Genomic DNA, 20,726 nt, shown 5'->3' with positions numbered 1-20,726 from the left:
GCCCCGTCAAGCCTGCGTGCGGGCCAGCGCCTGTTCCAGTACGACCAGCAGCGCGTCCCGTACCGAACCGCGCTCCCTGGCGTCGAAGACGATCACCGGGACCCGGTCGTTGACGTCGAGGGCCCAGCGGACCTCGTCCAGGGTGTGCTCGACCCTGCCGTCGAAGGCGTTGACGGCGACGGCGAACGGGATCTGCTTGTGCTCGAAGTAGTCGACCGCGGCATAGCAGTCGTCGAGACGGCGGGTGTCGACGATGACCAGTCCGCCGAGCGCGCCCTCGACGATGTCGTCCCACATGAAGCCGAAGCGCTCCTGGCCCGGCGTGCCGAACAGGTACAGCTTCAGGGTCGGGTCGACGGTGATGCAGCCGAAGTCCATCGCGACCGTCGTCGTGGTCTTGCGCGGGGTGTGGCTGAGGTCGTCCACCCCGGCGGCGACCTCGGTGATGGCTGCCTCGGTGGTCAGCGGCTCGATCTCGGAGATCGAGCCGACCGCGGTGGTCTTGCCCACCCCGAAGCCGCCCGCGATCACCATTTTGACCGGCAGCGGCGGTCGTACGGCGGCGGAGGGCGCGGCCGAGGGCCGGGTGGCCGGTTCAGTCGGTGTCACGGAGTACCCCTCGGGAGTCGGGGATGGCACGCAGGCCGTCGATGAGCCTGCGCAGGACGGACGCGTCGTGAGTGACGTCGGTGTCGGGCACGTGCACCGTCAGCTGCCCCGCCGTGCGCAGGTCCTCGGCGAGGATCCTGACCACGTTCAGGTGCAGCCGCAGCCGGGCCGCGATCTCCGCGATGGACTGCGGGATCCGGCACGCGGCGACGATGTCGTGCTGTTCGAAGGCGAGCCGGTCGAGCACGGCGAGTCCCTCGGCGGTGGCCACCACCTGGGTCTCGACGGGCATCGTCCGGCCGGACGGATCGGGTGCCACCCGGCCGGCGGTGACGAGGAACGGCCGTACCGCGGGCACGTGGCCGCCCGGCTCCGGGTTCGGAGGCGTACTGCCGTCCGCCATGACTGCGCTTCCTCCTCGGTCAGCGCTTCGACGCGGCGCCGACGCTGTTCTTCAGTTCGAGTACGAGCTGGGGGCTGAGCGCGGCACCGGCGCGGTTCGCGAACAGCGTCATCTCGTACGCGATGTTGCCGAGCTTGGCCTCCTTGTCGGTGACGACGCCGAGGACGGCGCCGCTGCCGATCGCGGAGACCAGCACATGGCCGCCCTCCAGGTCGATGATGACCTTGTTGAGGCCGCCGAGGCCGTAGTTGCCGGAGGCTCCGGCGGCCAGGCTCGTGATGCCGGACACGATCGCGGCGAGGCGCTCGGAGTCCGCGTGCTCGCGCAGCTCCGACACGGCGATGAGCAGCCCGTCCGAGGACACGGCGATGGCGTCGACGACGCCCGCCGTCTCCGTCGCGAAACGGTTCAGCAGCCAGGTGAAGTCGGCTGCGGCGGCCTGCAGGTCGGCGGGCGTGGTGCCTTCCGTAGGCGTGTCACCTGTGGACGTGCTCACTGCTCCGCTCCTTCCGGGGAGTGGTTCTGATCGTGCGGGGGGCTGGATGCGGCCTGGTGGGTTTCCACGTCGGCCTTGTCGTCGACGAACGCCGGTCTGGTGTGGCTGCCGGTCTCGCTGTCCCGGTGGGCGCGCTCCACGGCCGCCTCGAACTCGTCGAGCGCGTCCCGTACGGCCTCGGCGTCGGCCGGCGGGGGCGGAGCCGTCTTCTGTACGGCGTCGGCACCGACGGTGGTCCGCAGGGTGGCACCGCGGACGCGGCGGCGCAGCGGGCGGGAGCCGTCGCCGCCGTCGCCGGACTCGGGTGCGTCACCGGTGCGGGCCTTCGGGATGAACGGGGGTGCGGGAGAGGAGGGTGCCGTGTCGCGGTGGGGGATCCGGCGAGGGAGGGGGGCGGGATCGCCGTCGCCGGAAGCGGTTCCCGTGACGCCGGGCTCGGTGGCCGGGGTACTCCGGGCCGTCGGGACCGCGGCTGCCTCCTGGCCGGACTTGGGCCGTACGGCCGTAGGACCTGTCGCTCGGTCCGGACCCGGGGCCGGTGTCGGGTCCGGACCGGTGTCCGAGGCCCAGGCGGGTGCCGGGCGGGTTGCCGGGGCGGGGGCCGGGACCGCGCCGGAGTTCGCGCCGGCCGTTGCCGTGGCGACCGCCATCGGGCTCATCGCCAGCAGGAGGGAGGAGGGGATGGTCACCTCGGCCGTCACGCCGCCGCCCGGGGTGCGGGAGAGGACCACGCTCACCTCCCAGCGGCGCGCCAGTGTGCCTACCACGAACAGGCCGAGCACCTTGGTCGGGACGAGGTCGAGGCGTTCGCGGCGGATGAGGCGGGCGTTCTCCTCCTCCAGGCGCTCGGCGCTCATGCCGAGACCGTGGTCGGAGATCACGATCAGCGCACCCTCGTGGCTGTCCTTGACGATCACCTCGACGGGGCTGCCGGCGGGGGAGAAGGACACGGCGTTCTCGACGAGTTCGGCCACCATCAGGGTCAGGTCGCCGATGATGTCCGGCTCGACCATCACCTCCGTGCCGACCTGGAGGGAGACCCGCTGGAAACCCTCGATCTGGCCGAGCGCGGCCCGGACCACGTTGGTGAGGGCGAGCGGCCCGGAGCCGAGACCGGTCTCGCGGATGCCGGCGAGCAGCATCAGGCTGTCGGCGTTGCGGCGCAGCCGGACCGCGATGTGGTCGATGCTGTAGAGGCGCTCCAGGAGCGCCGGGTCGGTCTCGCCGCGTTCGACCGCGTCGATCAGCGCCAGCTGCCGCGTGGTCAGGTTGCTGACCCGGCGGCCGACGTTGCCGAACATCTCGGCGACGTTGCGGCGGCTGAGCACCTGGCGTTCGAGGAGCGCGAGTGACGTGGTCTGCACCTGGTTGAACACCTCGGCGAGGTCGCCGATCTCGTCCTTCGCGGTGACCGGCATCTCCTGGAGCCGCGGCGTCCCGGTGTCCTCGGTGTCGTCGTCGGCCACCCGGGCGAGCTCACGGCCCGCCACCTCGGCGACCTGCTTGGCGGCACCGGTGAGCGCCTGCACCGGGCGCACCACCGAGCGCCGTACGGCGACCGAGAAGGCGAGCCAGAGCACGAAGCCGAGCAGGGCCGAGCCGAGCAGCCAGGCCGCGTTCGAGCGCGCGTCCCGGGAGGCGGTGTCGGCGCGGTCGGCGATCTGATCGATGAGCGAGGTGGTGGTCTTCAGCCGGGTCCGGGCCTGGGCGCGGTAGTCCGGGTAGGAGTCGAGCGCCGTCTGGAAGGCGTTCTTGATCTCGGCCGGGGACTCCGCCTGGAGCGCGCCGGGGTCGATCTGGAGCTCGGCGTACTGCCGGGCGATCGTCGCCTGGGCGGTGTTGTGCTCGATGTCGCCGAGTTCCTCGGTCTGCTCCGCCGTGGCGAACCGGCCGAAGCGCTCGACCTGGTGGGTGTACTCGTCGTAGGAGCCGATCGCGCCGATCAGCTCGATGAGGGCGTTGGAGTCGCCGGTCGTCGCGGAGAAGACGCCGGTCTCGAAGGAACCGTGCGCGGCGTCGGCGCGCAGCAGCGAGTCGAGCAGGTTGCCGGTGAAGGTGGCGGCGAGGGCCGGGTCGCGGTCGAGCCCGAGGCCGTCGATCAGGCCCTTGGCGGCGTCGCTGTAGGCCGGGTCGATGTTGTCGGCGGGCAGGTAGGCCCTCTCGATGGTGTTGCGCAGGTCCTCGAGCCCGTTGACCTCGCGAAGGGCCTGGGCCTCCTCCTCGGGCAACCGGTCGCCGAAGACCGCGTGGACCTTCTCGACCTGGTTGTTCACGCGGATCTGGGCCTCGCGGTAGGCGGACCGCGAGGGGGTGGCGCCGTCCCAGCTCGACTGGTGGCGCACGGAGAGCAGCACGGCCTGCTGGTGCTCGGCCTCCAACTGCCCTACGAGCTTGGCCACTTGAGCGCTGTCCCGGACCAGCTGGGCCGCGTCCGACGCGTCCTTGGACTGGCCGACCTGGTCGGCGAAGAGATAGGCCAGCAGCACGGCGACCACCGCGAGGGGTACACCCACCAGGATGTTCAGCTTGCGCCGGAACGGCCAGCGCTCGGCGAAGTCCCGCAGGCCCCGGTTGCCGCGTACGCCGTCCCGGTACGGCGGCGGTGCCGACCGGGGGGACGCGTCCACCTCGTTCGTGGACACCAGCCCTCCTTCGTGGGTGTCTCGGCCGATGCGCGAGAGCGCTTCTGACCGATTCTGATCGCTACGGGACGGTGCGTAGGGACACCTGAGTGGCTCCTGCACGCCTGTGTGACCGGCGCCAACTTCGGCGAGACTACAGCCTCTTCGGACAGCGCTTGTTGCCGCCCTGAGTCAAGAATCCGTTACAACCCGTGCCGGGCCCCGCGTGCCGGTTTCGCGCTTCCTTCACAACCGACCACGGGTCGACGCCAATTGTGACCAGGCCGGTCTTGACTGAGCGAGAACAGGCTGGATTGGATCAGTGCAAGGGCTTCCCTCCTCGAAGGCCCTGGCCCACCTTGCACCCCCTGAGTTCCGGAACGGGAATCGTGACTTCTACCGCCGTACACCGCAGGTCCATCAGGAAGAACCCCGGCGTGGCCGCCGTCGCGCTCGCCGCCGCCACGGTCCTGCTGGCGGGATGCGGGTCCTCCGACAGCAAGTCCGACCCGCTGAGCGAGGACTCGGGAGGCGCCGGCAGCGGCGACACCGTCGTCGTCGGCTCGAACAACTTCGCCGAGAGCATCCTGCTCGCCGACATCTACGGCGAGGCCCTGAAGGCCAAGGGCGTCGAGGTCACCTACAAGCCCAACATCGGCAGCCGCGAGACCACGTACGGCCTGCTGAAGAACGGCTCCATCACCGTTCTGCCGGAGTACAACGGCTCGCTGCTCGCCTACCTGGACAAGGACGCGAAGCAGGAGTCGGTGGAGGCCGTGGACGCCGCGACCAAGGCCAAGCTCGACTCCAAGCTGACGCTGCTCGACTCGGCGCCGGCGGAGAACAAGGACTCGGTCACGGTCAACGCGGACACCGCGAAGAAGTACAGCCTGACCGCCGAGTCCACCCTCGCCGACCTCAAGGACATCGCCCCGAACCTGGTCATCGGCGGCTCGCCGGAGTTCCAGACCCGGCAGCAGGGCCTGCTCGGGCTCGAGTCCCAGTACGGCCTGAAGTTCAAGTCCTTCAAGGCCCTCGACGCGGGCGGTCCGCTGACCCAGGCGGCGCTGAAGAAGAACACCGTGCAGGCCGCGGACGTCTTCACGACCGACCCGACCATCACCAAGGAGAAGTTCGTCGTCCTCCAGGACCCGAAGAACCTCTTCGGCTTCGCGAACGTGACCCCGCTGGTCTACAAGTCCGGTCTCACCAAGGACGGCGTGGCCGCCCTGAACGCGGTCTCGGCCAAGCTGGACACCAAGGCGCTCCTCGACATGGACGCCCAGGTCCAGCTGGAGAGCAAGGACCCGCTGGACGTGGCGAAGGCGTGGCTGAAGACCAACGGGCTCGGCTGACCCGCTTCCCGTCGGACGGGGTGAGTCCGGGGACGTGTCCCGGGGAGGCGTGAGTCTCCCCCCGCACTCCCCGGACCCGAAGGACACGTCCCCCGTTCCCCCCGCGCCGCCGCTCCCACGCCACCGCCACCGCGTCTTCGCCGAGCCGTGCGGGGAGCACCCGTACCGGGTGCCCGCCGACCGGCGGTTCGGCGGTCAGGGTGCGCAGGATCGACGGTTCGAGGAGCGGCCAGGTGCGCGCTGCCGCCACCGCCTATCACGACGGTGGTGACGTTCAGAAGCCCTGCTGTGACGAGGAGCGCCCGTCCGTACTGGGTGCCGGACCGACCGGAGTTCGAGGACCCGTCCAGCCTGGCGGTCTTCTACGCCCTCGCTCCCGGGTCCGTCCGCCGTCCACACCAGGATCTGCCGCGCCTAGGCCACCGGCGTATCCGCCGGCCGATGTTTCCCTTCGACCGCGAGATGCCCGAACCCGGCCTGACGGCCCGACTGATCACAGCCCCGGAGACGGAGTTGACCGGGCCGGACGAGTGAGCGCCGCTGATCGACGGCTGGGCGCCGCTGACAGACGGCTGAGCGCCGCTAGTCGACGGCCGCGGCGATCAGCAGGTCCAGGAGAGCGATCAGCACGTCCCGGGACGACTCGCGTCGCCGGGCGTCGCACAGCACCACCGGGACGTCCTCAGGGAGGGCGAGGGACTCCCTGATGTCCTCGGCCGGGTACGGGTGCCGGCCCTCGAAGCCGTTCACGGCGACGACGAAGGGAATGCGCCGGCGTTCGAAGAAGTCCACGGCGGCGAAGCTCGACTCCGGGCGGCGGACGTCGATGAGGACGACCGCTCCCAGGGCGCCTACGGCGAGGTCGTTCCACATGAACCAGAACCGTTGCTGGCCCGGGGTGCCGAAGAGGTAGAGCACCAGTTCGTCGTTGATGGTGATCCGGCCGAAGTCCATGGCCACGGTGGTGGCCCGCTTCTCCTCGATCCCGGCGAGGTCGTCGACGCCCAGGCCCGCGACGGTGAGGGGTTCCTCCGTGCGCAGCGGGGTGATCTCGCTGACCGAGCCGACCATGGTGGTCTTGCCGACGCCGAAGCCCCCGGCGATGAGGATCTTGACGGTGTCGGGTGCGGCGGGAGTACCGGCTGTCTGGGTGGGGAGCGTGTCAGAGCCGGCCAAGGCCTTCCCTCACTTTCTGCAACAGGTCCAGGTCCGGGGTGCGGGGCGAGACGGGTCGCGGCGGGTGCGCGGTGATCAGGCCCGCCTCCAGCAGGTCGCACAGCATGATCACGACCACGCTGACCGGGAGGTCGAGCAGCGCGGCCAGCTCCGCCACGGCGACCGGGCGGGCGCACCGGCGCAGGATGCGGGTCTGCTCGGCCTGCGGGCGCGGGGCCCCGTCCGGTGGCGGATCCACCGCGGTCACCGTCGTGATGAGGGTGAAGTCGGCGCGGCTGGGCCGGGTCCGTCCACCGGTCAGGGCGAATGGTCGCACCAGCCGGCCGGACGCGTCACTGTCGGTCACCTCACCCGCCGGTGGGGCCGATGCCGGCCCGTGGTGCCGCGCTGAGGTGCTCGCCGATCTTCTTCACCAGCATGTTCATCTGGTACGCCACCACGCCGACGTCGGCGTTCGGCCCGGTGAGGACGACGAGGTGCGCGCCGGGCCCCGCGGAGGTGAGGATCAGGAAACTGTTGGCCATCTCGATGAGCGCCTGGCGCACCGGGCCGCCCCGGAAGTCCATGCTGACGCCCTTGCTCAGGCTCATCAGACCGGACGCGGTCGCCGCCAGCCGCTCGGCGTCGTCGCGCAGGAACCCGGTGGACTTGCTGACGACCAGCCCGTCCTCGGAGAGCACGACAGCCTGCGTCACGTCGGCGACCCGCTCCACGAGTCCGGTGAGCAGCTGGTCCAGCTGGGTGTGCGTGGCGGGGGTGGGGCGTGTCATGGCGTGTCCTTCATGAGCGATCGGTGTGCGGAGTACGGGCGGCGACGGGCGGGTCCTGCGGGGCGGGGTCCGTGGCCGCGCCAGGTGGACCGTGCGTGTCCGGGACGGTCACGTGCTCGGGGGTGTGGAGCGGGTCGGTTCCGTCAGCGGTCGCTGTCTCCGGTGCGGCGGCGGGGGGCGGGTCCTGCGGCGCGCGGCTCCCGGCGGGGGCTTCGTGGAGGCCGAAGGGGTCGTCGGCGGGGGCGGTGGCCGCGCCGGGCAGACCGTGCGTGTCGGCTGTTGTCACGTGCTGGGGGGTGTCCAGCGGGTCGGTCGGGTCAGCGGTCGCCTTCTTCGGTAGCGGGGCGGGCGGCGCCGTCGGGTCCTGTGGGGTGTCGAGGAGGTCGTCCTCGTCCCGGGCGCGGAGCGTGCCGCGCTGGAATCCGGCGAGCGAGGAGGCCGCGCGGTCCGCGGTGAACTCATCGGTGTCCTCTTCCGGGCAGGTGGTCGAGGCCTCCTCACGCAGCTCGACGGCGAGGCTGGTCTGCGGGACCCGCCGGGGGAGCGGGGTGAGGCCGTCGGGGCGGGGGGCGGGCGTGTCCTGCGGCGTGGGGAGCGGTCGGGCCCCCGCCCGGTCGGACACCGCCCCGGCAGCCGAGTCCGTGCCCCGCACACCTCCGAGCCCGGCCGGGTCCGCAGATCCCGGGACGTCCGCGGGGTCCGCCGGGTCTCCGGAATGCGGGGCGCCTGCCGGGCCCCCCGAGCGCGGGGCGTCCGCCGACTCGGCCGACTGGGCCGAGTCGGCCGGACGTTCCGTCCCGGCCCCCGCCGGATCCGTCCCGTCGGCCGTCGACCCCGCGCTCACAGCGGCCTTCGCTCCTGCGGTCAGCGCTGCCGTCACCCCTCCCCGGCTCTCCGGCTCGCCCTCCTCCCGTACGACGATCTCGTGCGGGATCAGGACGATCGCCGTCGTTCCGCCGTACGGCGAGGAGCGCAGGGTGACCTGGATGCCGTGCCGGTTGGCGAGGCGGGCGATGACGAACATGCCGAGGCGGAGGTCGTCGGCGAGCGCGACCACGTCGAACTTGGGGGCCTCGGCCAGGTGGGCGTTGACGGCGGCGTACTCGTCCTCCGACATGCCGAGGCCCCGGTCCTCGACCTCGACGGCAAGACCCTTGGCGACCAGCCCGGCCCGTACCGAGACGGGACTCGGCGCGGGGGAGTACAGCGTGGCGTTCTCGATCAGTTCGGCCAGGAGGTGGATCACGTCCGCGACCGCGGGCGGGGCCAGGCAGACCTCCTCCTCGGTGTGCACCTCCACCCGCTGGTACTCGGCGACCTCACCCACCGCGCTGCGCAGGATGTCGATCAGGGCGACCGGCTCGGTCCAGCTGCGTCGCGGCCGGCCGCCGCTGATGATGACCAGGTTCTCCTCGTACCGCCGCAACTGGCTGGCCGTGGAGTCGAGTTCGTACAGCCCCGACAGGACGTCCGGGTCCTGGTGCTCGCGCTCCAGCGTGTCCAGCCGACTGAGCTGGAGGTTGACCAGGTTCTGGCTCTGCCGGGCGATCCCGAGGATCACCTTCTGGAACCCCCGCCGGGTGTCGGCGAGTTCGACGGCGGTCACCACGGCGGTCCGCTGTGCCGTGTTGAACGCCTTGGCCACCTGCCCCAGTTCGTCCGAGCCGTAGTCCAACTCCGGTGCGGCCCGGTCCACGTCGACCGTCTCGCCCCGCTCCAGCCGGGCGACCACGTCCGGCAGCCGCTCCTGGGCAAGGCCCAGCGTGGCCTCCCGCAGGCCGCGCAGCCGCCGGGACAGCGAGCGGGTGATCCGCCACGACATGACGAGGCAGATCAGCAGCGCGATCAGTCCGCCCGCGCTGAGCGAGGCCGCCGTCAGGAGTTGCTCGTGCGCCTTGTCCGCGCTCCGGGTCAGCAGCCCCGAGGTCTGCTGCCGGATCAGGCCGGTGTAGCGGACGGAGACCTTCTCCATCGCGGCCGCCCACCGCTTCCCCGCGTCCGGCAGCGCCACCCGCCCCGTGCCGACGGCCGGCCGCGCGGCGAGGACCTGGTCCTCGACCGCCGTCAGGGTCCGCCAGTCCTCGCTCGCCAGGATCTGCTGGGTCTGTGTCTTCGCCGCACCGCTCAGCGCGGGCACGATCTGGTCCTCGACGAGCCACCGGCGCGTGTTCACCAACTGGACGAACTGCTCCCAGGCCTTCTCGTCGAGATGCCCGGACGGCCAGGCCAGGGTGAGCGCCACATTCTCCTGAGAGGTCAGCTCCGCCGCGTGTTCGAGGGCGACGAGCGGCCCGGCCTGCGAGGTGAGGTCGCCGTCGTCGACCTGCGAGAGCTGCTGGAAGGCGTGGATCTGGTCGTCGACGATCGACGTGTACTGGTCGAGGGCCTGCTCGGCGGTGATGTCGGTGGGGTGGTCCACCTGGTCGCGGTAGTACTCCAGGCTGCCCACCGAGCCGAGGACCGAGTACAGCTGGTCGGCGATGCGCGAGGGCGCCCGCTGGATCTCCTCGGACTGCCGCACGAGCTCGGCGACCGCCGCGTCCGTGGCCGCCCGCTTCTCGTCCAGGGCGGCCCGGGAACCCGGCACCTTGGCCAGCCAGGCGGCGGACACCGCCCGTTCTCCCTGCAGCGCGAGCGTGGTTTCGGTGCCCATCGCGCCGGTCGACCTGCTCAGCTCGGTCTGCGAGCGCAGCCGTAGCCCTTCCGCGAACAACTGCGTGGTCGTCACGCCCCACATCGCGGCGAGCGTGACGCTCGGCACCAGCGCCAGCATGATGAGGGAGAGACGTATGGAGCCGAGGCGGCGCCGGGCGCCTTTCCGGTCGGGCATGGTCGTCCTTGGGCGGTCAGTGAGAGCGGGGTGGGCTGTTCCTGGGGAAGCGGTTGTCGGGAAGGGTGGTCACCGCGTGCCTGCGGCGGCGAACTTCGCGACCGTGGCGACGTTCGTCCGGGTGACGAACGCGGGCCCGGTGAGCACGGGAGCCACCCCGCCCCCGCTGACGTTGCCGTTGGTCCTGTACAGCCACAGCGAGTCCACGGCGAGGTAGCCCTGCAGATACGGCTGCTGGTCCACCGCGAACTGCACGTTACCGGCGCGGATCGCCTTGGCCAGGTCGTTGTTGAGGTCGAAGGTGGCGACCTCGGCGCTGCTCCCGGCGGCCTTCACCGAGTCCACGGCATCCAGCGCGAACTGCGCGCCGAGCGTGACGACCTCGTCGATGCCGGGGTTCTGACGCAGCCTGGCCGTGAGGACGGTGTCCACGGCCTCGGGGTCGGTGCCCTCCACGTACAGGTTCTCGGTCTCGCCGCCGAACGTCTTCTTCACGCCGGCGCAGCGTGCCTCCAGGGCGACATTGCCCCGCTCGTGGATGACGCACAGCGCGTGCTTGGCCTTCAGGCCGTTCAGCTTTTCCCCGACGGCCGCGCCGGCCACGATCTCGTCCTGGCCGAAGTACTCGAGGAGCCCCTGCGACTTCCATGCGTCGATCCCGGAGTTGAGGCCCACCACCGGGATGCCGGCCGCCCGCGCCGCGGCCACCGGGGTCTTCATCGCAGCCGGTTTGGCCAGGGTCACGGCGATGCCGTCGACCCGGTCACTGATCGCGTCGCGCACCAACCGGGCCTGGCCCGTCGGATCGGAGTCGTTGGCGTACGTCAGCTCGACACCATCCTTCGCGGCGGCGGCCTCGGCCCCCTTCTGCACGAGCTCCCAGAAGGCGTCCCCCTCACCGCCGTGGGTGATCAGGGCGATCTTCAGCCCGGTGGCGCCCGACCCCTTCGCCACGCCCGTGCCCGTGTCGAGCCGGGAGTCGTCGCCGGCGCCGGAGCAGCCGGCGAGCAGCAGGAGGGCGACGGAGGCGAGGGCCGCCACGCGCAGGGATCTGAAGGAAGTCCGAGGTGGGGGAGGAGTGTTCATGGCTTGCGGCACCTCGCTGTGCGGCCTGGCAGGCGGAACGCGAAAGTGCGGCCGGTACGCGGGCGCGTCGGCCGATTGAACTTTCACTGGCCAGGAGCCAACCGCGTGTGACCGCCGGTAGTCAAGTGATCAGCCCCTTGTAGTGACTTCTCGGTTCCGCATCGTAATGATCTTCACGCCAGGGTGTATGAGGAGTCGGCGGGCGGCGGGCTTGCGTTCATGGTCCGCGTCACGGCTGGACGCCCAGCCCATGACCTCGATCCGGCCGGACGGCACCCGCCCTCGACGTGCGGGGCGTGGATCGGACCGCGGTCGAGGCCGTCGGGCATGCCACCGCGCCCCGTTCCCGATGGCCCGCTGACTACGATCACGTGAATGCCCCCAGAACCGACGATCGTCGCCACCTCCGGAGGACACCGCACCGGCGGTCGCACCATGGTGTCGTTCCACGCGCTGGTGCACCATGCCGTCGACCTCTCGGGCGTCCATGGCCGCAGGCCGCGCGTGATGTACGTCGGCACGGCCATCGGGGACGCCGAGCACTTCACGGCGCGCATGCACGAGGCGGCACGGGTGGCCGGCTTCGACCTCACGCCGCTCCAGCTGTTCCCCATGCCCAACCTGGAGGACGTCGAGGGCACCGTCCTGGAGCAGGACGTGGTGTGGGTGATGGGCGGCTCGGTGGCGAACCTGCTCGCCGTGTGGCGGGTGCACGGCCTCGACCGGATCATGCGCGGGGCCTGGGAGTCCGGCGTGGTGCTCAGCGGGGTCAGCGCGGGCTCCCTGTGCTGGTTCGAGGGCGGCACCACCGACTCGTACGGCCCCGAACTCCGCCCGCTCACCGACTCCTTGGGCCTGCTGCCGTACGGCAACGGGGTGCACTACGACAGCGACCCGGGCCGCCGCCCGCTGGTCCACCGGCTCGTCGCGGACGGCACCCTGCCCGTCACCCACTGCACGGACGACGGTGTCGGACTGGTCTATCGCGGCACGGAACTCGTCGAGGCCGTGACCGAGGTGCCCGGAAAGGGTGCCTACGTCGTCACGCGCGACGGCGACACGGCGGTCGAGGAACGCGTCGAACCGCGCAGGCTGCCCGGTGTGTGACGGGCGTGCCTGCGCGGTCGGGGGCCCGGGAGGGGAAGGCGGATGCGGGAGCCGGCTGCGGGAGCGGGCCGCACGTCCGGGTTACTGGGCGGTCCTCGGTGTGCCGGCGGCTGTCACGGCCCGAGCCATGTGCGTGTCGGTACCGCCCTGTCCCGTGTCGCCCGCCGGCCCGTCCTGCGGCTCCTGCCATGTCGGCCCGCGCCGCTCGCGGCGGCTGACCCGCGCCTCCTGGTCGGGCAGCCAGCCGAAGGTCAGGATGCTTCCCACGACCCCCAGCAGCAGGCCGACCATGAAGCCGCCCAGGTTCGAGGTGACCCAGGTACCCATGGAGATCAGGACGCCGGTGACCGAGTAGAAGAGGCGCTGGTCGGGGCTGAAGAGGATCAGCAGCCCCAGCAGCACCATCAGGGTCGGCAGGAGGTAGCCCGCCACTCCCTGCATCCCGACGTGCAGGACGACCTTCACCGAGGCCTTCATGGTGAGCAGGATCCATGCCCCGCCCAGGGTGAGCCACAGACCGCCGAAGAAGGGGCGTCCGTAGACCCAGCGGGTGAACGCGTCCTGCTCGGGCACGGGTTGCTGTCCGCCCGCCGCGTGCCCGCTCACCGGCTCCTGACCCTCCATCAGCAGGCCTTGCTGCTGAAGCTGAGCTTGAGGCCGGGCAGCTTGAACACGCCTGCCGTGGTGGCGTAGTTGGTCTGGCGCAGGGTGTCGATGTACACGTGGTCGGCCTGCTGGCTGAAGACGCCGAGGGGGCCCTTCACGCCCGCCTTGGTGAGGGTGCTGGCGTCGTTGCCGATCTCGATGTTGCGGAAGGCGGCGTTACCGGACATCTCGGTCGAGTCCGTGGTCAGGTCGGTCGCCTGGACCTTGTCCTTCCCGTTGCCCGCCTCGATCTTCAGGTTGGTGCCGCCCAGGTCGACGCTCTGGCACAGCTTGGAGAGGGTCGCGTCCTTGATGGCGGAGGTCACGACCAGCACCTGCCCGCCGCTGTCGCCGGCGTTCGGGCTGTTGTCCGCCATGTTGTCGAGGCCGCCGAACTGCTCGAACCCGGTGCCGTCGAGGCTTTCCGCGGTGACCGTGAAGGGCATGCCGGAGATGGCGAACTGGACACCCAGAGCGCCCTCGGCGGTCATGATCGCCAGACCCGCGGTGATCACGACGGCCGGCACGGCCATGATGGCGGCCCGGCGGCCCCGGACCCGCCCGCGTCTCGCGGTGCTGCCGGGGGCTTCGGGTGCGGAACCGCTTTCGGGGGACTCGGATGTGGTGCCGACGGACGAGGCCATGTGCTGCTCCCAGGGGCATAGTCAACGCAAGTGATGCTCACGTGCGGATGTGCGGCTTCAGTGGCTGGTGTCCTGGCGCGGACGGTGGCTGCGGTGCACGTGTCCTTCCAACCCCCGGCGGCTGCAAGGGCTTTCCCGTACTCCGCAGTAATGCCACGGAAGTTACCGGCGGTTACGGCTGCGGGTCAAGCAAGTTGTGAGTAAAGGGTGTCGATTATGTGCCACCCGTGATCGACAACTCCTCCGACGGTGATAAAAACCCGTCGATCGATGATCAACTCCCCTGTTGCACCTTGACGTTGACGGATGATGAGGTCTACAACTCTCCCTGGCTTCCCCAGATCCGTGGCGCCGGATCCGAGCCGTCGGGCGGCACCTGCCCGCGTTCCCGGACGATCTGTCCATCACGGGCTCTGCACCGCCCGAGTCCGTCCCTCCACGGCACCCGAATCGGCCGTTTCCCCCCTGGGCCGTACCGGGCTCGCCATCTCTCGCCCGGCCCGGCCGGAGCCCTCCCCCATGGGGCGTCCGGCCGGTCACCGGCCTGATGCCGTTGCCGGTCCGTCACGTACGGAGAAGGCGTGACGGGTCGGCAACGGCGGACGCCGACGTGCGTCCGCGCCCCCCACACCCACCCTCACCTCAGGAAAGAGGCAACCCCGCATGCGTATGCGTTCTCTGCTCTCCCTCACCGCCGCTGCCGCCGCCTTCGCGCTCCCCGTGGCCGTGGCCGCCTCCGCCCCCGCCGCGGCGGACGACGTCGCGGTCCTCACCACCGGTTCGGTCGGCGGCGCCCCCGTGGCCGAGGGCACGGCCATCAGCGCGTCGCTGGCCAGTGGCACCACCGCGACCCTCTACTCCAGCTCGACGGGCACCAGCGGGATCACCTGCACGGCGTCCACGTTCAGCGCCACGGTCGGCAGCAACCCCACCGCGCCGGGCACCGCCACCGAGTCCCTGACCGGGCAGACCTTCAGTGGCTGCACCTCCAACGTGGTCGGCGTCCTCGGCGTCACCAGCATCACGGTGAACAACCTGGCGTACACCACCGACGTGTCCTCCGACGGTTCCGTCTCCGTGACCCCGGCGAGCGGTTCCGCCATCCAGACCACCGTCGTGCTGCGCACCCTGCTGGGCAGCGTCAGCTGTGTCTACCAGGCGGCGGCCGGCCTGTCCGGCACGGCCGACAACACCGACAACAGCATCAAGTTCGCCAACCAGCAGTTCAGCCGGACGTCCGGTTCCTCGCTGTGCCCCGCCAGCGGTTTCTGGACCGCGAAGTACAGCCCGGTGACCGCGGACGGCCAGCCGGTCTACGTCAACTGAACTCCGTAGCCGCGTAGTTCAGCGTCGGCGCAGACGAAGCGCCAGGGCGGCGCCCCCGGTGAGCACCAGCACTCCGGCGGCGCCGCCCGCCAGCATGGGCGCGGAGGGACCCGAACCGGGATCGGCGTCGGCAGCCACCGGAGTGGCGTCGCGGACGGCACCGGCCGCCGAACGGGCCACGGAAGGCGTCGGTGAGGCGACGGCGGCCGCGGTGGTCGGCGCCGGACTCCTCGCGGGCTCCTTCTTCGGGGTCTTCGACGGGGCCGGGGAGGCGGCGGCACCCGCCCCCGCACCGCTGTCCTCGGCCGGTGCCGGGAACACCACGTCCGAGCACGAGTAGTACGTGTCCGCCGTACTGCTGTTCTGCCAGATCGTGTACAGCACCTGCCGACCCGTCCGGTCCTTCGGCAGCGTCATCCTGATCCGGTACGCGCCGTCCGTCAGCGCCGGGTCCTTCACCTGAGCGAACGGCTGCTCCGGAAGGTCGGACCACTTCAGAGGCTTCGACGGGTCGTAGCCGGGCTCGGTGAGGTACATCCGGAACGTGCCGGTGTGCGGGATCGTCGAGACGTACTTCATGGTCAGCGTGGCGCCGGGGGACAGGCGCGTGGCGGGCCAGTCGGAGCGGGCCAGGTCGAGGCCCTGGTAGGCGGGCAGGCCGCCGCTGCACAGCTTGCCGTCGGGGATGGTTTGCCGGTCCCGGCCGTTCACGTTCGCGACCCTCAGGTTGTCCCACGCCGTGAAGGGCGAGCCGTTGGCGGCCACGGCGGCGCGGCATGCCGCCGTGCCCGTGGAACCGCCGTCGGGCGAGCAGGCGAAGACCCGGCTGACCGGATCCGTGGGGGCGCCGTGGGCCTGCGCGGGCGCCGCGGCGAACACGGTCAGCAGGAACGGGGTCAGGGCGGCGAGCGCCGCACTCGTGGGGCGGGCGGTTGTCCAGGGCATCCGGGCCATCCGGAACGCCTCCTCGTGCGGCGCGGGAACGACGGGCTTCCGTGCAGTACGGGACACAGGCCTCACGCGTTCACCGGCGCACCGGCTCGTTCGCCTCCGAGCAGACGCGGGCAAAGCGGCCACTCTCGGTCAACCGGCCACCGCAGAGGGTGGGTTCTCGGCCTGATCAAGGGTTTCCCCTGTATCCGCATGACCTGCTCTTTGCCTATCGTTCGACCACAGCTGACCCACAGGCAACCCCGAACGGGTCACGCTTCCCTCTCTTGGCCGGCCCCCGCGCTCCTGGCTTCACCCCCCGCCGCTTCATCGACGAAGCGATGTCGACTGCTGCTCCGCGCTGCCCGGAGCACGGCCACGAAAGGCAAGCCCTTGCGTACCTCCCCCTCGCTCCGGCGGAAGCTGATATCCGCCGCCGCCGTCTCCGCGGCCCTCCTCTCCGTCGGTACGGCCTCCGTCGCCGTCGCCCAGGACACCCCCGTCCAGGAAGCCGCCGTCCCGGCCGCGCTCACCGAGGCCGCCCCGGGCATCCAGGCCGAGCGCCTCATCGTCGGCTACAAGTCCGGCGCCGCCGAGGCCACCTCGAACAAGGCCGCCGAGGCCGACGCCGCCGCCAAGGACGCCGACTTCCAGCGCAGACTCGGCACCGGGGCCGCCCTCGTCGACCTGGGAACCGACCCCAGCAAGGCCGAAGTCGCCGACGCGGTGGCGGAGTTCAAGTCCGACCCGCAGGTCGCCTACGTCGTACCTGACCGCCTCAACAAGCCGCAGGCCGACCCGAACGACACCGAGTACGCCAAGCAGTGGGACCTGTTCGAGTCCACGGCCGGCATGAACGTGCCGGGCGCCTGGGCCAAGTCCACCGGTAGCGGTGTCACCGTTGCCGTCATCGACACCGGCTACGTCGCTCACTCCGACCTCGCCGCGAACATCGTCGGCGGCTACGACTTCATCTCCGACACCGCGGTCTCCGTCGACGGCGACGGCCGCGACAGCAACCCGGCCGACCCCGGCGACTACTACGCCGCCAACGAGTGCGGCTCGGGCATCCCGGCCTCCAGCTCCTCCTGGCACGGCACGCACGTCGCCGGCACCATCGCCGCGGTCACGAACAACAGCAAGGGCGTCGCCGGCATCGCGTACGGCGCGAAGATCTCCCCGGTGCGCGTCCTCGGCAAATGCGGCGGCTACGACTCCGACATCATCGACGCCATCACCTGGGCGTCCGGCGGCACCGTCTCCGGCGTGCCCGCCAACACCAATGTCGCCAAGGTCATCAACATGAGCCTCGGCGGCGACGGTGCCTGCACCTCGGCGACCCAGACCGCCATCAACAACGCCGTCAGCCGCGGTACGACCGTCGCCGTGGCCGCCGGCAACGACAACGAGAACGTCTCCGGCCACTCGCCGGGCAACTGCAACAACATCATCTCGGTCGCCGCGACCAACCGCTCGGGTGCCAAGGCCTCGTACTCCAACTACGGCTCCCTCGTGGACATCTCGGCGCCCGGCGGCCAGACCAGCACCGGCACCGCCAACGGCATCCTGTCCACGCTCAACTCCGGTGCCTCGACGGCCTCTTCGGAGTCGTACGCCTACTACCAGGGCACCAGCATGGCCACCCCGCACATCGCGGGCCTGGTCGCGCTGGTGAAGTCGGCGAACCCCTCGCTGACCCCGGCGCAGATCGAGACCGCGATCAAGAACAACGCCCGTCCGCTGCCGGGCGCCTGCTCGGGTGGCTGCGGCGCGGGCCTGGCCGACGCGGCGAAGACGGTGGCGGCCGTGAGCGGCGGCGGTACGACGACGGGGACGACCTTCTCCAGCACCACCGCCGTCGCCATCCCGGACAACGGCTCCGCGATCGAGTCCCCCATCACGGTCAGCGGCCGCAGCGGCAACGCCCCCTCGGCCCTCCAGGTCGGCGTTGATATCACCCACACCTACCGCGGTGACCTGGTGATCGGTCTCGTCGCCCCGGACGGCACGGTGTACAGCCTGAAGGCGGCAAGTTCCTCGGACTCCGCCGACAACGTCACCGCCACCTACACCGTGAACGCCTCCTCCGAGACGGCCAACGGCACCTGGAAGCTCCGCGTCCAGGACACGGCGGCGCAGGACACGGGCACGGTCAACGGCTGGAAGCTCACCTTCTGAGCGAACGTCCCCGAACAGGTGGGCCGGCCGGTGCGGACAGGGCACCGGCCGGCCCACCTTTGCGTGCCGCGCCGCATCACGCCTCGGCGCCCACCAGTTCACCGTTGCCGACGGACGCCAGCACCCGTGCCCCGCGGTCGGGCCGGCTGTCGAGGCCGACCAGCAGCCCCGGCACCACGATGCTCGGCAGCAGATGGGCCCACATCACGGAGATCCGGTGCCCGAGGTCCTCCCGGCCGTGCAGCGCCCGTGACATCAACTGCACCCCGGCGAAGGCCCCGACCAGCAGATCCGCCGTGTCCTGCGGCTCGACCGTGGGCAGCAACTCGCCCTGGTCCCGGGCCGCTTGCAGCATCGCCACCAGATGCTCGCTCCACTGCCGGAACGGCCCCGTGTGATCGACACCGGGTGGTGCGCACTGGTCCACCGTCAGCCGCACGCTCCCCTTCAGCAGGGAGTTGGTCCGCAGTCGTTGCCCGAAGACGAACGTCATGTCGACGATCTCCTGCACCTTGCACGGATGCGGCGGTACGGCGCCCAGCGACAACTGCTCGTCGAGCACCGCCTGGGCCAGGGACTCCTTGGAGGGGAAGTGGAAGTACAGGGCCCCTTTGGTGACGTCGGCCCGCTCCAGCACCATCGCGATGGTGCTCGCGGCGTACCCGTGTTCGTCGAAGACGGCGCCCGCGGCCTCCACGATCGTCCTGCGTGTCCTGATGGCGCGCTCCTGTCTCGCCATAAGAACCCCTCCCATGCGCCGAGTTCGGATTTCGTCCGGTCTCGATCAGGTCACATTGAAAACAGACCGGAATCCCTCGTACTCTATCGCTCACCGGCACGGCAACCTCACCGTCCGTCATAGCTTCGGAGGAACGAGGGGGAGACATGCCAGAGTTACGGCAGTTCACGCAGGCCCTGGCCGTCGGCGGCCACCCGGTCGGCGACTGGCGCGGCGGCCCCCTGACGGCGACCGTACCCCGTGAGTTCGTGCACCGCGTGGCCGTCGCGGAGATCCTCCTCACGGGCTGGACCAGGACGGATCCCGACCGGTTCACCATCACCGCCCAGTGGCCGCGCGCCCATCAGTTACACGTGTCCCCGGACCGCTCGGCGTATGAGCCGCTGTTGATTGCAGAAACGGTCCGCCAGTGCGGGGCGCTGCTCGCCCACGCGGCGTACGAGGTCCCCCTCGGCCATCAGTTCGTCCTCCAGGAACTCCATGTCGACACCCGCCCGGAGCATCTGGCCGTGGGGGCCGTCCCCGCCGAACCCGTCATCGACATCACCGTGGCAGAGCTCCGCCGCCGCGCCGGCCGCCCGGCCGCACTCCGCTACGACGCCGTCGTACGCCTGGGCGGTGAACAGGTCGCGACCGGCCGTATCGCCGTGACCTGGACGAACGAGTCCGTCTACCGCCGACTGCGCGGAGGGCGTACCGCCGACGTGGGAGCCCTGCGGCTGCCGCGGCCGCTGCCCGCCGACGCCGTGGGCCGGGCCCTCGGCGCCGACGTCCTCCTCTCGCCCGCCGTGCGCCCCGGCCGCTGGCGGCTCCGCGTCGATACCGCACATCCTGTTTTCTTCGATCACCCCCTGGACCACATCCCCGGCATGCTCCTCCTGGAGGCCGCCCGCCAGACCGTACGGGCCCATGGGGGGCAGGAGCGCCGGGCGGCGGTGTCGTTCCGCGCCACGTTTCACCAGTACGCGGAGCTAGACGAACCGGTCTGGATGGAAGTGAGCGACGAGGCCGGCGCCGACGTACAAGTCTTCGCGCTGCAAGGGGAGTCGGTGGTCTTCGAGTGCCGGGTGGGTGTCGCCGCAGGGTGAGTTATCGTGTACAGGGAGTCAGAAACAAACGGCATGACCCGTTCTTTTCCGTTCTAGGAGTGTGCAAGTCGATGCCGAGGCAGTTACGCGCTGAACAGACCCGAGCGACGATCATCACCGCCGCCGCCGATCTGTTCGACCGTCGAGGCTATGAATCGACCAGTCTGAGCGACATCGTCGCGCACGCCCAAGTCACCAAAGGCGCGCTGTACTTCCACTTCGCGGCGAAGGACGACCTCGCGCACGCGATCATGGAGATCCAGTCGCGGGCCTCGCGGCAGCTGGCGGGAGACGTGGACGCCCGCGGGTACAGCTCGCTGGAGGCACTGGTCCGCATCACCTTCGGGATAGCGCGGCTGTCCGTCGAGGGGCCGGTGCTCCGGGCCGGGCTCCGGCTCGCCACGGGGGGAGTCGAGGTGCGGCCGCCGCTGCGGCATCCGTTCACGGAGTGGCTGGACATGGCCACGGGGAAGCTGTTGGGGGCGGTCAAGGAGTCCGACCTCCATCCGGACACCGATGTGGACGCGGTGGCGCACTCGCTGGTGTGCTTCTTCGTGGGGACGCGGGTGGTGGGACGGCACCTGGAGCCGGTGGGCCGGCAACCGCGGCGGCTCGCGGAGATGTGGCACGTGATGATCCGGGGGCTGGTGCCGGTTCCTCGACGGGCGCGCTATCTGGCTCTGGTCGGTCAACTGGAGCAGGAGGCTCGAAGCGGCGGGTGAG

The 20,726-nt window shown here is 70.9% G+C and carries 20 protein-coding genes and 1 pseudogene; 7 read left to right on the top strand and 14 right to left on the bottom strand.

From position 1 onward, the window contains the following. Positions 1-6: 6 nt before the first annotated feature. From ABZT02_RS04295 to ABZT02_RS04280, 4 genes are read right to left on the bottom strand one after another with little or no spacing between them, the layout of a single operon-like run. Positions 7-609, bottom strand: coding sequence for an ATP/GTP-binding protein (locus ABZT02_RS04295; protein WP_356014051.1), 603 nt, complete (start codon positions 607-609; stop codon positions 7-9). Beyond that, positions 596-1,012 carry a DUF742 domain-containing protein gene (locus ABZT02_RS04290; protein ID WP_356014050.1) on the bottom strand — a complete coding sequence of 139 codons (417 nt, stop codon included), beginning with the start codon at positions 1,010-1,012 and terminating at the stop codon, positions 596-598. The genes ABZT02_RS04295 and ABZT02_RS04290 overlap by 14 nt, the downstream gene beginning before the upstream one ends. Positions 1,013-1,031: 19 nt before the next feature. Continuing rightward, complete coding sequence (locus tag ABZT02_RS04285; protein WP_356014048.1) at positions 1,032-1,508, bottom strand: roadblock/LC7 domain-containing protein; 477 nt, start codon at positions 1,506-1,508, stop codon at positions 1,032-1,034. Next, on the bottom strand, positions 1,505-4,150 hold the full coding sequence (locus tag ABZT02_RS04280; protein ID WP_356014047.1) for an ATP-binding protein: 2,646 nt from the start codon (positions 4,148-4,150) through the stop codon (positions 1,505-1,507). Before ABZT02_RS04280 ends, ABZT02_RS04285 begins: the two co-directional genes overlap by 4 nt. 368 nt (positions 4,151-4,518) lie before the next feature. On the opposite strand from ABZT02_RS04280, the gene ABZT02_RS04275 reads away from it, so the two are divergent. Further along, positions 4,519-5,484, top strand: a complete 966-nt coding sequence (locus ABZT02_RS04275; protein WP_356014045.1) for an ABC transporter substrate-binding protein — start codon at positions 4,519-4,521, stop codon at positions 5,482-5,484. 121 nt (positions 5,485-5,605) lie between these two features. Here ABZT02_RS04275 and ABZT02_RS04270 read toward each other — a convergent pair. Then, positions 5,606-5,789, bottom strand: a pseudogene (locus ABZT02_RS04270) (ROK family protein); the annotation flags it as partial. On the opposite strand from ABZT02_RS04270, the gene ABZT02_RS04265 reads away from it, so the two are divergent. Further along, positions 5,773-6,018 (top strand): hypothetical protein, encoded by a 246-nt coding sequence (locus ABZT02_RS04265; protein WP_356014620.1) that lies wholly within the window; start codon positions 5,773-5,775, stop codon positions 6,016-6,018. The pseudogene ABZT02_RS04270 and the gene ABZT02_RS04265 sit on opposite strands and share 17 nt — an antisense overlap. A gap of 48 nt (positions 6,019-6,066) precedes the next feature. Here the strand turns inward: ABZT02_RS04265 and ABZT02_RS04260 are convergent, their stop codons facing one another. The 5 genes from ABZT02_RS04260 to ABZT02_RS04240 form a co-directional block, all read right to left on the bottom strand. Beyond that, positions 6,067-6,660 (bottom strand): ATP/GTP-binding protein, encoded by a 594-nt coding sequence (locus tag ABZT02_RS04260; protein ID WP_356014043.1) that lies wholly within the window; start codon positions 6,658-6,660, stop codon positions 6,067-6,069. Then, entirely contained in the window at positions 6,647-7,006 is a 360-nt protein-coding gene (locus ABZT02_RS04255) for a DUF742 domain-containing protein (protein ID WP_356014041.1), read from the bottom strand. The genes ABZT02_RS04260 and ABZT02_RS04255 overlap by 14 nt, the downstream gene beginning before the upstream one ends. Position 7,007: 1 nt before the next feature. Further along, on the bottom strand, positions 7,008-7,430 hold the full coding sequence (locus tag ABZT02_RS04250; RefSeq protein WP_030313681.1) for a roadblock/LC7 domain-containing protein: 423 nt from the start codon (positions 7,428-7,430) through the stop codon (positions 7,008-7,010). Positions 7,431-7,440: 10 nt separating this feature from the next. After that, entirely contained in the window at positions 7,441-10,260 is a 2,820-nt protein-coding gene (locus tag ABZT02_RS04245) for a nitrate- and nitrite sensing domain-containing protein (RefSeq protein WP_356014040.1), read from the bottom strand. Positions 10,261-10,329: 69 nt separating this feature from the next. Further along, positions 10,330-11,346 carry a sugar ABC transporter substrate-binding protein gene (locus ABZT02_RS04240; RefSeq protein ID WP_356014038.1) on the bottom strand — a complete coding sequence of 339 codons (1,017 nt, stop codon included), beginning with the start codon at positions 11,344-11,346 and terminating at the stop codon, positions 10,330-10,332. A 375-nt stretch (positions 11,347-11,721) separates the two neighbouring features. On the opposite strand from ABZT02_RS04240, the gene ABZT02_RS04235 reads away from it, so the two are divergent. Next, positions 11,722-12,453: a peptidase E gene (locus ABZT02_RS04235; RefSeq protein WP_356014037.1), complete on the top strand. Its 732-nt coding sequence runs from the start codon at positions 11,722-11,724 to the stop codon at positions 12,451-12,453. Positions 12,454-12,534: 81 nt separating this feature from the next. On the opposite strand, the gene ABZT02_RS04230 is transcribed toward ABZT02_RS04235, so the two are convergent. Continuing rightward, on the bottom strand, positions 12,535-13,077 hold the full coding sequence (locus ABZT02_RS04230; protein ID WP_356014035.1) for a DUF6114 domain-containing protein: 543 nt from the start codon (positions 13,075-13,077) through the stop codon (positions 12,535-12,537). Then, on the bottom strand, positions 13,077-13,742 hold the full coding sequence (locus ABZT02_RS04225) for a DUF6230 family protein (RefSeq protein WP_356014033.1): 666 nt from the start codon (positions 13,740-13,742) through the stop codon (positions 13,077-13,079). Before ABZT02_RS04225 ends, ABZT02_RS04230 begins: the two co-directional genes overlap by 1 nt. Positions 13,743-14,405: 663 nt before the next feature. Between ABZT02_RS04225 and ABZT02_RS04220 the strand changes: the two genes are divergently transcribed. Further along, positions 14,406-15,068 carry a Tat pathway signal sequence domain protein gene (locus tag ABZT02_RS04220; RefSeq protein ID WP_356014031.1) on the top strand — a complete coding sequence of 221 codons (663 nt, stop codon included), beginning with the start codon at positions 14,406-14,408 and terminating at the stop codon, positions 15,066-15,068. An 18-nt stretch (positions 15,069-15,086) separates the two neighbouring features. Here the strand turns inward: ABZT02_RS04220 and ABZT02_RS04215 are convergent, their stop codons facing one another. Beyond that, positions 15,087-16,022 carry a lytic polysaccharide monooxygenase gene (locus ABZT02_RS04215; RefSeq protein WP_356014030.1) on the bottom strand — a complete coding sequence of 312 codons (936 nt, stop codon included), beginning with the start codon at positions 16,020-16,022 and terminating at the stop codon, positions 15,087-15,089. 369 nt (positions 16,023-16,391) lie between these two features. Between ABZT02_RS04215 and ABZT02_RS04210 the strand changes: the two genes are divergently transcribed. Continuing rightward, a complete protein-coding gene (locus ABZT02_RS04210) occupies positions 16,392-18,176 on the top strand; it encodes a S8 family serine peptidase (RefSeq protein ID WP_356014028.1) in 1,785 nt (594 codons plus the stop codon). Between the two features lie 76 nt (positions 18,177-18,252). On the opposite strand, the gene ABZT02_RS04205 is transcribed toward ABZT02_RS04210, so the two are convergent. Continuing rightward, complete coding sequence (locus ABZT02_RS04205) at positions 18,253-18,915, bottom strand: ScbR family autoregulator-binding transcription factor (RefSeq protein WP_356014026.1); 663 nt, start codon at positions 18,913-18,915, stop codon at positions 18,253-18,255. A 146-nt stretch (positions 18,916-19,061) separates the two neighbouring features. On the opposite strand from ABZT02_RS04205, the gene ABZT02_RS04200 reads away from it, so the two are divergent. Together ABZT02_RS04200 and ABZT02_RS04195 are read left to right on the top strand one after the other, a co-directional pair. Then, positions 19,062-20,003 (top strand): ScbA/BarX family gamma-butyrolactone biosynthesis protein, encoded by a 942-nt coding sequence (locus ABZT02_RS04200; protein WP_356014025.1) that lies wholly within the window; start codon positions 19,062-19,064, stop codon positions 20,001-20,003. Positions 20,004-20,074: 71 nt separating this feature from the next. After that, positions 20,075-20,725 carry a ScbR family autoregulator-binding transcription factor gene (locus tag ABZT02_RS04195; protein WP_356014023.1) on the top strand — a complete coding sequence of 217 codons (651 nt, stop codon included), beginning with the start codon at positions 20,075-20,077 and terminating at the stop codon, positions 20,723-20,725. The last annotated feature ends 1 nt before the right edge of the window (position 20,726 follow it).

Source organism: Streptomyces sp. NPDC005402, from assembly GCF_040606575.1.
Classification (GTDB): Bacteria; Actinomycetota; Actinomycetes; order Streptomycetales; family Streptomycetaceae; genus Streptomyces.
The sequence above is the reverse complement of the archived record's forward strand: the minus strand, read 5'-3'. Positions and strand labels throughout refer to the sequence as shown.